This is a genomic window from Bacillus cereus group sp. BfR-BA-01453, from assembly GCF_022662915.1.
GTDB classification, from domain to species: Bacteria; Bacillota; Bacilli; order Bacillales; family Bacillaceae_G; genus Bacillus_A; species Bacillus_A paranthracis.
On record NZ_JAKUEN010000003.1, the window covers coordinates 202999 to 219399 of the forward strand.

Here is a 16401-nt window from a genome sequence, read left to right on the forward strand (position 1 = left end):
GGGATAATTTTATATGATTCAATATAAAAGATGCAGTGAAGTAAGTATAGATTTAGTGTATGAAGCTTTTAAAGATGGATTTTCAGATTATATTATTAAAATGGAAGTTTCAAAAGAAGATTTTATAAAAAGATTCTTTGGGCCAGAAGGGAATTCACTACAACATTCCTTTCTTGCTTTAGACGATAACAAATCTGTTGGTGTAATACTTGGTGGGATAAAGGATTATGAAAACATAAAAACAATGCGCTGCGGAACATTAGCAGTTCATCCCAATTACCGTGGTATTGGTGTGAGTCAAAAGTTATTTGAACTGCATAAAGATGAAGCGATTCAAAACGGGTGTAAGCAACTTTTTCTTGAAGTCATTGTAGGTAATGACCGGGCGATTCGTTTTTATAATAAATTAGGCTATGAAAAAGTGTACGATCTATCTTATTATAATTTAAAAGATATGACTAAAATAATGCTTAAAGAATGTAAAGGAATTGAAGTAAAACAATTAGAATTTGCAGCTTTTAAAGTTGAAATTCAGAAATGGTTACACTTCCATATAAACTGGCAAAATGATATGGATTATATCGAAAAAACAAATCATACATTTTATGGTGCATATGTCGATAATGATTTAAAAGGTTCTATATGTATGAATGAACAAGGTAAAATTAGTTTTCTTTTTGTAGACAAAGACTATAGAAATCATGGTATTGGATCAAGATTATTACAACTGGCAAGAGAAAACTTAAATGTATCAAGTTTATCAATTGGGTTTCCAAACAACAATTTACTAGAAGGATTTTTAAAGAAAACTGGATTTGAAAAGAATTCGTTAGCACAATATGAAATGTATGTATTGCTGTAAAAAGTGGAAGGAGTTATTCTTTCGCTTTTTATTTTTGTACTATATTGATATTTTACTTTGTATAATATTCTTTTTTTATGTAGAATAGATAGGATGGGAGGGGATGAAATGAATAATGGATTAAAGTTTAAGATTTTTGAATTGCATTCTTTCGTTCAAAGAACTTATTCTGATATGAAAATAGCATGTGATATTGCTATTTATCAAGAAAACACTTCTAAATATTTAATTTCATTAGGTTTTTTAAATAAATCATACATGACTTATATAGAAACAAAAAGATTTTATCGTGAAAATAAAGAGCTTGTAAGTGTAGAATTTGATAATTTCTTTAATACATATGATATATTAGAACAGGAGTTAAAAAAAGTTATTTCAACTGAAGATAAGAATCCTTCATTGTTACATAGTAGATTTGATCAGTTTCAGCAGAAAGTTGAAAATATAAATGACCTAATAAAAGTAATGCAAAATGCTCGTTAATGAATGCTTTTTCTGTTTTATATAGAAATTATATATTAAAAACATATTAGGTATATTACATATTGAAGAGATGACTTTTGTTGATTACAAAAGTCATCTTTTTATGTAAGAGATAGATTGTATAAATTTTAGTAATTTCATATTTTAGGAAATCATACGAGGGGAATAACATGAAAAATAAAAAAGAAATAGCTATAGTTGCATTAACAACAGGATTGGTTTTAACAAGTGTAACGCCATATGGAGTAGGTTATGCAGAGGAAACGGGGCAAATGCAAGTTGATATTCAAGAAGATTCGTTCCGCACAGGAGAACTGACACAACCATCACAAAAAACGCCAGAGAATGTAGTGAAAGATGCACTTAAGGAAAAGACGGAGCATGCTTTGTCTCCAAAACAAGTGAGTGGAGACAAAGGGGTAGATTACAAGGTTCTTCAAAAACGCGGTTCATATGATGGGACTACACTTTTGCGTTTGCAACAAATATATGAAGGTAAAGAAGTATACGGACACCAATTGACTGCTCATGTAGATAAAAAGGGTATTATTAAAAGTGTTTCAGGGGAAAGTGCACAAAACTTAGAAAAAGAAGATTTAAAGAATCCTATTAATTTATCAAAAGAAGAAGCAAAACAATATATTTATACGAAGTACGGAAATGATATTCAATTTATTTCTGAGGCAGAAGTTAAGGAAGTTATTTTTGTTGATGAAAATCGTGGGCAAGCTACAAATGCATATCAAGTTACATTTGCAGCTGCCACACCAAACTATGTATCTGGAACTTATTTAGTGGATGCTCATAGTGGTGATATGTTGAAAAATATGGTGCAAGAGTCAGATTTAAAAGTAAATGAAGAGCGTGTTGAAGCTATTCAGGAGAGTAAAAAAAGTAATTTTAAATCATTAACCGGGACTGGAAAAGATGATTTAGGAATAACTCGTACATTCGGTATTTCTGAACAAAGTAACGGGAAATATGCGCTTGCTGATTATACAAGAGGGCAAGGAATTGAGACGTATGATGTAAATTATAGAGATATTACTTTTGAAGAAAAATATTATCCTGGTATATTAACAACTAGCACATCAACAACATTTAATGACCCAAAAGCGGTAAGTGCTCATTTCTTAGCGACAAACGTATATGATTTTTATAAAGACAAATATAAGCGTAATAGTTTTGATAATAAAGGGAAAAAAGTAGTTTCAGTTGTACATGCATGGGATTCTGGAGAAACAAATGATCCTAAAAATTGGGGGAATGCATTTAGCGCTAATATTAACAATGTTAGTATGCTTATATATGGTGATCCAATGGTTAGATCGTTTGACATAGCGGGTCATGAATTTACACATGCGGTTACATCTAGTGAATCTAATCTTGAATTTTTTGGAGAATCTGGAGCAATTAACGAGGCGTTATCTGATATTATGGGAACGGCTATTGAGAAATATATAAATAATGGGGAATTTAATTGGACAATAGGAGAACAAAGTGGATCAGTTCTCCGTAATATGAAAAATCCATCTTCAGTCAAATTCTTTAATGGAGTACCGTATCCAGATGATTATAGCAAATACAGTGATTTAAACGGAGAGGATAATGAGGGCGTTCATTTCAACTCAAGTATTATTAATAAAGTCGCGTATTTAATTGCACAAGGTGGCACTCATAACGGTGTAACTGTAAATGGTATTGGTGAAGATAAAATGTTTGATATTTTCTATTATGCAAATACTGATGAATTGAATATGACTTCTAATTTCTCTGAATTAAGATTAGCGTGTCTTAAAGTTGCAACAAATAAATATGGGGCAAATTCCATTGAGGTTGAAACGGTCCAAAAAGCTTTTGATGCAGCAAAAATTAAAGGAACAGTGAAAGAAAACGAAAAAACTGAGGCAAACCAAGTCCCAGAGCTAACAGTACCGCCAACAATTACACTACGTGTAGGTGATACGTTTGACCCGATGAGCAATGTAAAAGCTATTGATAAAGAAGATGGTGATTTAACAAATCGAGTAGAACATAAAGGTGATGTAGACACTTCTAAACCAGGCAAATGCATTGTGGAGTACACTGTCGTTGATTCTCAAGGTGGGAAAGCAACGGTAACACGGACTGTAATTGTAGAGGGAGATGGAGAAACATCAGATCTAAAACCTACATTGACAGTTCCTATTGCAACGACAATTACTGTAGGAGAATCATTCGATCCGATGGCAAAAGTAAAAGCTATTGATAAAGAAGACGGCGATCTTACTTCTAAAGTAAAAGTTGAGGGGGAAGTAGATACCTCTAAAGTCGGTACTTACATAGTAACGTATACAGTTATAAATTCTAAAGGCCATGAAGAAATTGCGAAACAAACTGTAACAGTCACAGGTAGAGAAGAAGTTAAGAATGACATACCAATACTAAAAGTACCTGCTACAACTACAATTACTAAGGGAGATGAATTCAATCCAATGGTAGGTGTATCAGCTACGGATAAAGAAGACGGTGATCTTACTTCTAAAGTAGTATATAAAGATATTGGAGATACCACTAAAGTTGGTACTTTTGAAATAATATATAGTGTCACAGATTCTGTAGGTAATAAGGTACATGCAATACAAAAAGTATTAGTGAAGGATACAGACGCTAGCAAAGCTAAAGGTAGTACTAATAACAGTAATAACGATAATATCCAAAACAACAGTAATTCCAATAAAAAAGAATCTACATATAAAGAGCTTCCAAACACGGGGGGCAGTACAACTAATAGTACAACAATGGGCTTATGGATGGTTTTTGCAGGTATAGTGTTCACTTTAGTTCGCAAATTTAGAAAAATATAAAAGTAGATAGTACAGCTTATTCGTTTGAAGAATAGAGTACAAAAATAATTGTGCATCATGAATTGTTTCCATAACTCATTTTTGTTAAAGCAATCACCATTTTTTCTTAATTTATTTTAGAAGGTAGAATAATAGTAAACATAGAATATATTAATAATTAAAATGTTTACGAAGTGAAGGTGATGGCAATAAAACAAGACGAAATTAAAGTAGTAGTCGGAGCAGGGGTGTTTAATAATAATCCTGGATGGATACAAACGCAAGAAAATGAACTTAACTTACTAGATAAAGCTACTTGGGAAGAAAGATTTGAATACAACTCTATTTCAGCTATTTTAGCTGAACATGTATGGGAACATCTTACGTTTGAAGAAGGTGTAAGAGCAGCTAGGATTTGTTATGAATTTTTAAAGCCAACAGGGCATATTCGGTGCGGCGTCCCTGATGCATTTTTTCGGGATGAGGTGTACCAAAACATAGTTCAAATAGGTGGCCCTGGTCCGAAAGATCACCCAGCAGCAAGTCATAAAATTGTTCATAATTATAAAACTTTAACGAAAATGTTTGAAACTGCTGGATTTGAGGTAGTTTTGCTTGAATATTGTGATGAAAATGGTCAGTTTTATTACAATGAATGGGATGCAAACGACGGTGTTATTTTCCGTTCGAAAAGGTATGATTCTAGAAATAAAGGTGATAAACTTGGTTTTCCATCGTTAATTGTTGATGCGATTAAACGATAAGTTTTTCAAGTAAGTAGATTTAGCATAATAATTGCATGAGTCATAGCGTTTCTTTATATGCTGTAATTCTATGTTCGATGAAAATGAGAACGCAACATAAGGGGAATTCCTTAAAGCTACATAATATGAATTAAATTGAGCATAAGAAATATAATACTAATTATAAAATTGGCAGAAAGTAGTCTTTCTGCTTTTTATTTTGCAAAGGGAACGAATATAATATGCAACCTATAAAACAAGTGGCATTAACATGTATTACTCATGATCCAACAGGGAGCTTATTATCTACAATAAAAGAGCTAAAAGAGAAATTAATACATTTAAATTATCATAAAAAATATATAACAATTAGTAATGTAACACTTAAAGAAATTGTAAAAGAACTAGAGGAATGTAACTTCCATATAAATATAGTAGAAAAATCAGGGGTAGGGAACGCACGTAGGGACTGTTTGAAGTATGTTAGTAACTATAATCATGATTACTATCACTATTGTGATTTTGATCGTTTGCTAACTTGGATGAAAGAATATCCAGCTGAGCTTAATTCGTTCATTCAGAATATAGCGGATGTAGATTACTTAATCATCGGCAGAACGGATCGAGCTTTTCAGACACATCCTGAAGAATGGCAAGTTACAGAAACAGTATCAAATAAAATTATGTCATTACAATTAGGGAAACAAGTAGATATTACAGCAGGGTCATGTGGGATTTCAAAACAAGCAGCTGATTACATAATAAAATATTCTAAATGCAGAATGACTGATGGTGAATGGCCGATGATTATAAAAGAATTTACCGATTTTAAAATCGAGTATATTGCAGTAGATGGTTTAAAATACGTCAATAGTCTTAATCAAGATAATATTACTGATCCAATAAAAGCATGGTCAACCAGATTAGAACTTGCATATACAATAAGTCAATCAATTATGAATATAACAAAAACTAATTAAACTAAGTGAGTGAATAGATATTTCTTTTTTTTATAAAATCGTGTAAAATGGAACGTACATTCGTATTTGAAGGGGGATAATTAATAATGTTAGCTGTAATAGATAAACAAGATAATGAATACGTAGTACAATTTGATCGTCATTTTTCATATTCAATAGAAGAAGTTTGGTCAGTTTTAACAGAAAACAGTAAGTTAAAAAAATGGATGTCCAATTTGCAGATTGAAAGCCTTAAAACAAATGGTGTAATAAAGTTCGACATGATGGATGGTTCATTTATAAATATTGATATTATAGAGTGTCAAGTAAATTCAGTGCTTGAATTTACTTGGAATAAAGATCGGGTCCGATTTGAAATACATAAAGAGGATAATGGTACCCTTTTACTTCTCAAAGAATATATTCACGAATTAACTGATCATACACCGAAAGATATAGCTGGTTGGCATATTTGTTTAGATCTTTTTTCTGCCGTTCTAGAAGGAGAAGAAAAAGAATTTTCTAAAGATGAATGGCAACAACGGTTTGAAATATATAAAGATAAGGTTCTTGAATTAAGAGGATAATAACGTTAAAGGTTATATTAATTATGTAATTATTATATTATAAAAGTGATTATTAAGATTAAAAATGGTTGGTAAGTGGTATTTGTTGTTTTTGTTAATTTTTTGTTTTATTGTCTGTTTTAAGGATAAATAATTAAAGAAATATAATTCAAGTGTTATAAACAGTTGACTCTCACACAATGTCATTGTTTAAGATAAAGTTGAGCTTCAAAGTAGATGTAACTTATAGGAGGAAATCATGTTTAAAATAGGGGATTTTTCGAAACTATCTTCCATTAGTATACGTATGTTGAGACACTACGATAAAGTTGAATTATTACAACCAATAAAAGTTGATGAGCAGAGTGGATACCGATACTATTCAGCAGCCCAATTAAAGAAAGTAAATCAAATTCAAACGTTAAAAAATATGGGGTTTAATATCGCTACCATTAAAGAAATAATAGAATGCGATAATATAGATGGTATTAAGGAGCAGTTTTTAAATCGTAGTGCTCAAATTAAAAAAGACATGACTAACCTCAAAAAACAATTACGTCTCCTCGAAGACTCAATGAAAACGATGAGAGAGGATGTTGTTGAGATGAATTATCATGTTTCAATAAAAGAAATTCCAGAAAGAACTGTAGCTAGTGTTAGAAAGATTATTCCATCGTATAATTGCGAAGGTGATTTATGGAGTATATTAATGCAAGAAATTCAAATGGAGAATATTAGTATTGACCATCCGAGTTATAATATTGCGGTTTTCCATGATCGTGAATACAAAGAAAATGATGTAGATATAGAAATACAGCTAAGTATTCTAGGAAAGCACGAAAATACAAAAGACGTTACATTTAAAAATGTGGAATCAGCTAATGTAGCTTCTATAACAGTTAATGGAAGTTATGAACAGATGACAGCTGTAAATGAAGCTGCGGCAAAATGGATTGAGACAGAAGGTTACGAATTAGCAGGCCCGATGTTTAATATTTATCATGTGAGCCCAGCAATGGAATCAGATCCTAATAAGTGGGTTACAGAAGTTTGTTATCCAGTTAAATGATGATAAAGAAAAAAGGCATTATAATATGCCTTTTTTCTTTATAAACTTATCCGTAATTGCAATTAACCAATCATAGTTATCTGTCCTTCTATTATAGTTTTCGTATCGGACTATATAAAGCAATAAAGACTTCAATTAATTTAGTAAAAGCAGCTAAAGCAAATATAAACACTGGATTATAGGCTGAAATAATACCTCCTACTAATGCCCCGAGTGGCATAGCTAATCGTGTAAGTACACGTGAAAATCCTAAAACTCTTCCTTGCATATTTGATGGAACTGTTTCCTGGCGAACGGTGGCTACAATTGTATTCCATGCAATATTGCAAGTCATTGCGATACCGAAAGCAATTCCGGGAGCGAGCCAATATGTGCTCCAAAGCGCAAAAGTTAAGCCAATTGCTCCAACAAATAGGAGTAAAGGAAATAGTATACCGCGCTGCAACCTCTTTTCTAAAGAAACTGCAATCAAGCTTCCTAAAAGACCACCTATTCCAATTAATGAATAATTAACCCCACTTTGTTCTGGGGTAAGATGTAATGTGGATAATAAATAATACATGAATACACCTAAAACTGCACTTGCTCCAAAGTTTCCTATCATAGCTTGAAAAGATAAAGCTAAATTTAAGCGGTCATTTTTGAGCCATTTAAATCCATTAACCAAATCAGATAGTACATTTTGAAGTGTATTTTTATCTTCACATTTTTTATTTGTGGTTTTTATAGACGGTAATAACATCACAGCAACTAATGTTGCAATAAATGAAAGAACATTAATCCAAAGCAACTGAAAGCCGCCAATAAAAGAAATGAAAACTCCAGCTATCATTGGACCAAATAAACTAGCTAATTGATTGACCATTTGATAGAAAGAATTGGCTTTCGTTAAGGATGCTCCAGCAATTTGCGGAATGACTGTAACAGTTGTTACATCAAAAAGCATGGACATAACTGCTAACATAAAAGTAATTATGTATAAATGCCAGATTTCTAATAGATGTAATGAATGTAGTATTGGAACAAGACTTACTAAAATAATATTAGTAATATCCGCTACCAAAAGTAACTTTTTTCGATCATAACGATCAATTATTACACCAACTAAAGGGCCAAATAAAACGATTGGCAATATGTTAATAGCAAATAAAGAACTCATAATTACAGCTGAACCGGTTAATTGATAGGCAATCCAAGGTAACGCAAAAGTATATAGTGAGTCCCCAATTCGTGAAATGAGTAAACCAAAAATGAAAATCTTGTATTCTTTAGTAAAAGTTGTCTTTACGGTAAGGCTACGTTCTTGCATAAGTTTCACACTGTTTATACCACCTTTATTATAGAGAAATTTGAAAATAATTCGTCCAATATTTGTTATGTATAGAATTCTAGGATTATTTTGTGAATCCTACTTTTTAGATGTATTTTAAGGAGGAAATAAAAATAAAGGCAGTTTTTTGGGTTGAAGCTTATTTAAGAACATAACAAAATTATAGTAAACTGGTTTGTGAGATGGTTAATTTAGGAGGGGAAATATTGATACATATAGATAAGAATGTACGAACATCTGGTGCGTATGTAATGTATAAGAATTCATTTGTTTTTCAAGTGGGACCAACGAGTGAAGGTGATACATTAGGTGTAGTAAGACTTGGAGGACATAAAGAGGCGGATGAAACAGCAGTAGAAACTGCGAAAAGAGAAGTGAAAGAAGAAGCTTCTATCGATATTACTATATTAAATTCACCAACTACATATTATAAAGAGAATTGGAATGCACAATCAAAGAAAATAAAAGTAGAAAATGAAGTCAATCCAATATTAATTATTGATAGTCTAGATGAAAGTTTATCTATCATGTATGTCGCCTATTCAAAGATTCCACCTAAACCATCTTCTGAAACGAATGGACTACTATTACTTTCATTGAGTGATATTGAATTAATTTGCACGGGGAAAATAACATTAAATGATTATATCAATCAAGGCGGAGTTGCTATATTGAAAGAAACAATGGATAAAGAGTTAATTTTACAATCTTTTCCACAACTTATGTTTTTATCAGAACTTTTAAAAGAGGATCCTGTATTACTTCAGCAGTTTCTAAATTAGAAAAAACTTAAAAATATACCTTTATTGATGGTGTGTATCAAATAAAAAGACTTTTGAAGCTAACATATTCATACTAAAGTTGTAGTTTTCATATGAAAAATCCATCCTTCCGTTTGATTTTATCTATTTATAATTGTAATACAATACGAATAGATAATAAGAAACAAGGGGGAATGTAACGTGATTACACATATATCAGATATAAAATTACAAACGGTTTCCATAGAAGGGGTAAAACAAGTATATAAGGACATATTATCTTTTCCAATAAAAAAAGAAACGGCATCTTTTATTCAATTTGAAGTAACACCATACACAACAATTAGTTTTCAAGAAGTATACGAACCAATCGCACCTGCGCACTTTGCTTTTGAGATTCCATATTCAAAATTTCATGAAACTGCAAGATGGCTTGAAAAGTCTGGATTACTCATTGTGAAATGGAAAGATGGTCATACAATTGATGAAGAGAGCGGCCGATTCAACTTATATTTCAGAGATGGTGATGGAAATCTACTCGAAATTATCGCACATAGTTATGTTAAAGAAGATGTACTAATACCGCATTCACCATTAAACGTTTTATATGTAAGAGAAATCGGTCTTCCCGTTCAAAGTGTACCTGTTTTTACGAAATGGTTAAAATCAAATCTAGATATGAAAACGATGGAAGATGGGGATATTTTTAACTTTGTTATAGGTGGCACTGCATATATTGTTGCAACTTGGTGGCAGAGACCATGGATTCCGATTGCGATGAAAGCTTTACCACCGAAAGTACATGTTTCTTTTGGAACACCAGATCAAGCATTTTTACAACGCATACAAAATAACTTGAAGAAGAATAGTGTTCCATATGAATGTAAACATAATGAAGTATCATTTATTCAGCAAGGATATTCATTTACTATCTTGCATACACCAAATCTCCATGCTGATATTCCAAGTAAATTAAATTTACCGCTTTCTATTTAAGGATGGAAAGTGGTAGATTTTTTGTATCTTCGTGAAGAAGGTTTTTGTTATGTTTACAGTGAATGTAAAGAAAGGGAAAAGGCACTATTCAAATTTATTTTATGGAGGTAAACGAAATGAATCTAGATAATCTGATTGCAAAAGGAAATACAGCAGAAATTTATCTATATGACAATAAGATTGTAAAATTATTTAAAGATTACCTCCCAAATACAGAGTCTATGAATGAAGCAAAAAAACAAAAATATGCGTATTCATGCGGGCTATCAGTTCCAAACGTATTTGAAGTGACTAAGATACAAAATAGACAGGCAATTATTATGGAATACGTAAAAGGGGACAGTATAGGTGATCTCCTGCTTAATAATCTAAATGAGGCAGAGTATTATATAAATATTTGTGTGAATGAACAAAAAAAGATTCACGCTATACGTGTGAATACGGGTGAAATGGAAGCAATGGAGGAAAGGTTAGAGCGTCAAATTAAATCTGTACATAAATTGGATGAAAAACAAAAGGAAAATATATTGAATAAGTTACATTCAATCAAATTTGATTCTAGATTATGCCATGGCGATTTCCATCCATTTAATCTAATTTTAAGTGAAAAGAATGTAAGTATTATAGACTGGGTAGATGCTTGTTCAGGTGATATTCGTGCAGATGTGTTTCGTACATATTTATTATATGCGCAGTCTCATATAGAATTAGCAGAAATGTATTTACAAATATATTGCCGTAATACCGACCTAACAAGAGGGGAGATCTTTCAATGGGCTCCTATTATAACTGCAGCTAGATTTTCTGAGAAGGTATCTCCGCAAAATGAAGTGGATTTAAACAAATTATTGAATCAGTATTTATAAGTAATACAACAAAAGTTGTCTAGTAGCTAATTAATAAATACTGTTGTTTAACTACAAGGGAACTTTAGTTAAACAACAGCGTTTTTAAACAATAGGTATATTTAGTTTCAATCTTCATCCTATAAAGATTCATTATCCGTACTTGTTCCTCAGTTAATTCTTCCTTATCCCAATACATGTGCATTAAGCTATATTCAAAAATCTCCTTTAATTTAATAAACAATGGAAACTTCTCGATCATCTCTTTAGGTAGTTCATTTTCCTCTTGATACCCTTCAAATAGAGCTTTTGTAATAGAATGCTCATAGTCAATGATATTCCCATTTCCAGCAAATGAATATTCTAAAGCACTATAAATAGGAACAGCTAAATCGAATAGGTAAAAATGTTTTTCGCAATCTTGAAAATCAATCATTGTTATGGTTGAATTGTTTTCAACTAAAATATTTTCTAGCCATAAATCTCCGTGAATTAAGCCGTAATTTGAAGTGGATTTTTGTAGCTCTTTTATAGAATTTAAAACTTTAGATGCAATTTCCCTAATAGTAGTTTCTTCTTGAGGAATATACTCAAGGAAATTATATTCCTCATTCTCATACCAGTCGTTAATATATTTAACCGGTTTAGCTTTTTCAAAGATTTTAGATATACGATGCAATTTTCCGATTTGTTGACCAAGTTTTTTAAATATAGTAGAATTCCATTCGCACCTTGGTAAATGTATACCAGGAGCAGCTTTATATAATACTGTAAAAAGCTCCTTGTCTAATGTTAATTTTTCTACAAGATTCCCTTGTAAAGAAGGGAGTATTGGTGGAACATCTAAACCGTTTTCGTATAAAAAATTCGTATATGTAACTTCTTCTAATTGTTCTTCATATGTTTTGTAGTTTGTAATTCTAATGAAGTATGTTCCTTGTTCTGTAAGACATTTATACATTTCATTTGTTATTGGTGTAATGTTAATAAAATTCAACGGATATAGTTCATTTATGAATTGAAGTTTTTCTTTTTCTAGTTTGTTCATTGTAACGTCCTTTCTAAACTTTTATTTTTTAATTAGAGAATTAAAAGAATCTTATTTTACAAAATTCTAGTTTCATTTTTGAAATCCTTTAAAATGAAATATGATGTAAATTGACCTTTAATAATTAGTTAGGTCTTGCCAGCATACGAATTAACACTAAATTGAAAAATGAATAGAAGGTATGTCAAAATAAGATAGGTAAAAAATATAAAACTAATACTCATATATAGATTTTATAGAATGGCTCATGTTTTAAAACACAAGAAATATCAAAAGAATGAAACGCACTTCTCTTATACTTTTATATAAGGAGTGAAGGAAATGAATGAACATATACAGCAGATGATTGATTGGATTGAGCGCAATTTGAAAAAGGGATTTTCATTAGATGAATTATCTCGTTATATTGGGTATTCTCCTTATTATTGCTCTTTTAAATTTCATCAAGTAACGGGTTTCAGTATTAGACGTTATATTCTTCTTAGAAGGTTGTATTTATCTACAGAAGATTTAAAGACTGGTAGGAAAATAATTGAGATCGCATTGGATTACGATTACTCTTCCCAAGAAGCTTATAGTAGAGCTTTCAAAAATGTTTTTGGAATGAATCCCAAAGAATACCAACTTAGCAAAATGCCTATTCAATCATTTGTTAAACTCAATTTAAATAATGAAGGGGCGTTTAATATGAATATTTCTAGAAAATTAGAGGTTGAACAGTTACGAAATAGGAAGAGTGAGCTATTTGATAAAGAAGTACTTAACATATTAAATGGTCAAGTTATGTATGAAGAATTTAAAAACGAAAAGTTAATGGGTGATTCTGATTATGCACCATTTAATGAGGCGATGTGTGTGAACCCCGCTACTATAAAAGTTTTTGATGACGATTTTATTAAAACAAGAGCGGAAGGACACAACAGTTCCGTAGAAAGTTATACAAAAAAGGTTATAGATCCGTTAGAAAAACTTTTTACGAAAAAGTATAAATGTATTGTTTTATGGTTTGGTGAAGATATGTTTTGCCAAATGAACTTACTTACCATACTTACTTATCTTGAACAGTCGTTTTATGAAGGGAAGGTATACTTAAATAGCTTCAGAGAAGATGAATTTAAAGTAAATCAAATTGAACTTGAATTAGGAAATTATTCTTCGGTATACAATGAAGTATTAGTAAATCATAAAAAGACTTTCTATAAGGTACCACCTGTAATGTATCAGGCTATAGATTTATATTTAGAAATGCTAACAGAAGATAATACTGTAATGAAATTTCTCTCTAAAAATAAAGATTTATCAACTCAAGAATTATTAACAAAGTTGTTTCAGCTATTTCCAACAATCGGATATGGGGATTCTCAGTACATAGAGCTGATTAATAAAATAAAGAAGAAAGCTGAACCTAAAATATAGGAACAGCTTTCTTTTTACAATTGTTCAAGTAACTCTAATTCTCCCTCTACAAATAACATTAGTTCTTTAATTATTTCGCCAGAAAAATCAAAACGAATTCCAGCTGCTTCATATACTTCCGTTAAAGATTTAGAGCTACCTAATGATAAGGCTTTTTTATAATTTTCAAGTGCTTGTTTAGGATTTTCTTTATATTGTTTATACATTTGCAGCGCACCAAATTGTGCAATTGCATATTCGATGTAATAGAATGGTATTTCGAATATATGTAGCACAGGTAACCAGCCAGTTGCAACCCAATTTTCATACCCCTCAATATTTACTACATTCGATTGGTAAGTGTTATGTAATTCTAAATATTTTTCATTTCTTTCTTTAGCTGTATGATTAGGATTTTCATACATCCAATGTTGGAATTGATCAACTATAAGCATTTGTGGCAAATATTTAACAATATCTTTAAAGAACTCTAATTTTACTTCTATAAATTCTTCTTTATTTTCATAAAAAGTATCCCAATACTCCATCGAAAACAATTCCATTGTCATACTAGCTAGTTCAGCTGATTCTGAAGGGATTTCTAAATACTTTTGAAGTTCTAACTGCTTCATACAATCATTATGAATACTATGGCCCATTTCATGGAGGAAAGTAGTAACATCATAATGTGTATGATTGAGATTCATGAAAATAAAAGATAATTGAGAAGCAGGTAAATATTCGCAAAATCCTCCTGGTCCTTTTCCTTTACGACTTTCTAAATCTAAGCAATTATTTTTATGCATACGTTCCAGTAATGCGGAAAATTCATGGTCAAGTTTGTGTAAAATATGAGAACTTTTTTCGATTAAATCACTCGCTTTTTCAATAGGTTTTAATACTTTTTGATTTGGTGCGGTTGCTTTTAAATCCCATGGACGAAGACTTTCTACTTGAAGTTCAGATTTTTTCTTATTATATATTTTATCGATAAGTGGTACTACGTATTTACGAATAGATTCGGCAAGCTCATAGCAATCTTCAGGCGTATAATCAAATCGTTCATGTTTTTTAAACATATAATCACGATAATTATCTAATTGAATGTTTTTCGCCTTTTGGTGACGGATTGCAATTAATTCATTTAATATATGTTGTAATTTATTTTCAACAGATAAAAACTTTTCGGAAATAAGCGTTTTTGCCTTTTTTCGTATATGACGATCCGGATCTTGTAAGTAAGACTGTAGTTCAGTAATTGTTTTCTCTTCACCGTCCCATAATGCAGTTAAACCACCTGTAATTTCGAAGTATTCGGTTACTAATTTGTCTTCGCTTATTTCTAAATCAATGTTCTTTTCACAAAATAATGTTTGCGCATTCTTAATTTTTTTATCTAGTAAGCTATACGTTTTTGGATCAAGTTCCATTCGAAAAGGAGACTCTAAATATTTATTATCAAATGAATTTTGATAACGTTTCAAAAGAGGTCTTACAAATTGCTGATCATATTCAAAAGTATCTTTTATTTTTTTATTATCCGTATTACATTGAAAGGCGATATAGTGCGATCTTAATTGTTCTTCAATTTCCCAAATGACTGTAGATTGCTTTTTTAACCAGTTTTCAAGCTCTAGTTTTGAAGAAATCTCTTCATTTAATAAAGTAGAAAGAGCATTTTCTAATTCTAGTACATTACTAATATCAATCGTATTTAAGTGCTGCATGACATATCCCTCACTTTTTATTTATTCATGGAGATATTCTATTTATTAATTGTAATTTCCTTTTTAAGAGGAGAAAATGTGAAATAATGTTAAATTTAAAAATTATAGAAGGTATTTATATGTGAAAGTAAAAGGTTATCGTAAATGAAAATTTACGGAGGGAAGTGCAATGAACAGAGGAAAGAAGTTGATTGTATTTTTATTTTCAATTGCTTTATTGTGTGCTTGTGAGCCTGAAATGGAAGAATCCAAAAGTGAAGATTCTATAGTTATGGATATTGCTACAGCAGCGGTAAAGAAGGAATCTTTTTTTAGTGCTGTTAAATGGGATGAAAAAGCAAGAATAGTAGATTTAGAGATTGCTGATAGCGAAAATGCTAATGAAATAAAAAAAGAAATTAATAAAAGATTGCAAATTCAAGGCATTATGTCTTATAAAGTAAATATATCTCAAAGAAACAAGGAGATTGTAAATGCAGAACATAGATGGGAGTTAGTTTTTGGACAGATATTTGATGACGTATTCAGAAAAAATGGATATGAAGGGTTTGGGATTCAGCAAATAAATTATAAAAAGAATCAACCTGTTGCCATTGATATAAAAACTAAGATTAGCGATGATGAAGTAAGAACGAGGGAACTTGGGCAGAAAATAGAAAAAGAGATTGAAGGTGTACTTAAAACAGAAGCAGTAAAGAAATGGATTGAAAATGATTCATATGCTATTGGGATTTACGATATAGATAATCGAAAAATTAATTAATTGAGGAATGAATGCTATATGGATGAAAA

At 30.9% G+C, this 16401-nt stretch carries 15 protein-coding genes; 12 read left to right on the forward strand and 3 right to left on the reverse strand.

The features are described from left to right. Nucleotides 1-13: 13 nt before the first annotated feature. The 7 genes from MR070_RS08400 to MR070_RS08430 all read left to right on the forward strand — a co-directional run bounded on the left by MR070_RS08400 (nucleotide 14) and on the right by MR070_RS08430 (nucleotide 7507). Nucleotides 14-862 (forward strand): GNAT family N-acetyltransferase, encoded by an 849-nt coding sequence (locus tag MR070_RS08400; protein WP_242261047.1) that lies wholly within the window; start codon nucleotides 14-16, stop codon nucleotides 860-862. Nucleotides 863-970: 108 nt separating this feature from the next. Next, nucleotides 971-1345, forward strand: a complete 375-nt coding sequence (locus MR070_RS08405; protein ID WP_001059031.1) for a hypothetical protein — start codon at nucleotides 971-973, stop codon at nucleotides 1343-1345. A gap of 170 nt (nucleotides 1346-1515) precedes the next feature. After that, a complete protein-coding gene (locus MR070_RS08410; protein ID WP_242261048.1) occupies nucleotides 1516-4191 on the forward strand; it encodes a M4 family metallopeptidase in 2676 nt (891 codons plus the stop codon). Between the two features lie 182 nt (nucleotides 4192-4373). Further along, a complete protein-coding gene (locus MR070_RS08415; RefSeq protein WP_242261049.1) occupies nucleotides 4374-4934 on the forward strand; it encodes a class I SAM-dependent methyltransferase in 561 nt (186 codons plus the stop codon). Nucleotides 4935-5155: 221 nt separating this feature from the next. Beyond that, the gene (locus MR070_RS08420; protein WP_242261050.1) at nucleotides 5156-5893 is read left to right on the forward strand and encodes a hypothetical protein; all 738 of its coding nucleotides are present in this window, start codon (nucleotides 5156-5158) and stop codon (nucleotides 5891-5893) included. Nucleotides 5894-5979: 86 nt separating this feature from the next. Further along, nucleotides 5980-6459, forward strand: coding sequence for an SRPBCC family protein (locus tag MR070_RS08425; protein ID WP_000881621.1), 480 nt, complete (start codon nucleotides 5980-5982; stop codon nucleotides 6457-6459). 238 nt (nucleotides 6460-6697) lie between these two features. Beyond that, nucleotides 6698-7507, forward strand: a complete 810-nt coding sequence (locus tag MR070_RS08430) for a MerR family transcriptional regulator (protein ID WP_000472605.1) — start codon at nucleotides 6698-6700, stop codon at nucleotides 7505-7507. A 91-nt stretch (nucleotides 7508-7598) separates the two neighbouring features. Here the strand turns inward: MR070_RS08430 and MR070_RS08435 are convergent, their stop codons facing one another. Beyond that, entirely contained in the window at nucleotides 7599-8825 is a 1227-nt protein-coding gene (locus MR070_RS08435) for an MFS transporter (RefSeq protein ID WP_242261051.1), read from the reverse strand. Between the two features lie 218 nt (nucleotides 8826-9043). Between MR070_RS08435 and MR070_RS08440 the strand changes: the two genes are divergently transcribed. The 3 genes from MR070_RS08440 to MR070_RS08450 all read left to right on the forward strand — a co-directional run bounded on the left by MR070_RS08440 (nucleotide 9044) and on the right by MR070_RS08450 (nucleotide 11460). Next, a complete protein-coding gene (locus tag MR070_RS08440; RefSeq protein ID WP_000581298.1) occupies nucleotides 9044-9619 on the forward strand; it encodes an NUDIX hydrolase in 576 nt (191 codons plus the stop codon). Between the two features lie 180 nt (nucleotides 9620-9799). Beyond that, nucleotides 9800-10594: a VOC family protein gene (locus MR070_RS08445; protein WP_242261052.1), complete on the forward strand. Its 795-nt coding sequence runs from the start codon at nucleotides 9800-9802 to the stop codon at nucleotides 10592-10594. Between the two features lie 116 nt (nucleotides 10595-10710). Further along, nucleotides 10711-11460, forward strand: coding sequence for an aminoglycoside phosphotransferase family protein (locus MR070_RS08450; RefSeq protein ID WP_242261053.1), 750 nt, complete (start codon nucleotides 10711-10713; stop codon nucleotides 11458-11460). A 64-nt stretch (nucleotides 11461-11524) separates the two neighbouring features. On the opposite strand, the gene MR070_RS08455 is transcribed toward MR070_RS08450, so the two are convergent. Then, nucleotides 11525-12487 (reverse strand): phosphotransferase enzyme family protein, encoded by a 963-nt coding sequence (locus MR070_RS08455; RefSeq protein ID WP_001037128.1) that lies wholly within the window; start codon nucleotides 12485-12487, stop codon nucleotides 11525-11527. Nucleotides 12488-12808: 321 nt separating this feature from the next. On the opposite strand from MR070_RS08455, the gene MR070_RS08460 reads away from it, so the two are divergent. Beyond that, nucleotides 12809-13903: a helix-turn-helix domain-containing protein gene (locus MR070_RS08460; protein WP_242261054.1), complete on the forward strand. Its 1095-nt coding sequence runs from the start codon at nucleotides 12809-12811 to the stop codon at nucleotides 13901-13903. A gap of 14 nt (nucleotides 13904-13917) precedes the next feature. Here the strand turns inward: MR070_RS08460 and MR070_RS08465 are convergent, their stop codons facing one another. Then, nucleotides 13918-15609 carry a M3 family oligoendopeptidase gene (locus MR070_RS08465; protein ID WP_242261055.1) on the reverse strand — a complete coding sequence of 564 codons (1692 nt, stop codon included), beginning with the start codon at nucleotides 15607-15609 and terminating at the stop codon, nucleotides 13918-13920. Nucleotides 15610-15778: 169 nt separating this feature from the next. On the opposite strand from MR070_RS08465, the gene MR070_RS08470 reads away from it, so the two are divergent. Then, a complete protein-coding gene (locus tag MR070_RS08470; protein WP_242261056.1) occupies nucleotides 15779-16372 on the forward strand; it encodes a DUF4030 domain-containing protein in 594 nt (197 codons plus the stop codon). Nucleotides 16373-16401: the final 29 nt, after the last annotated feature.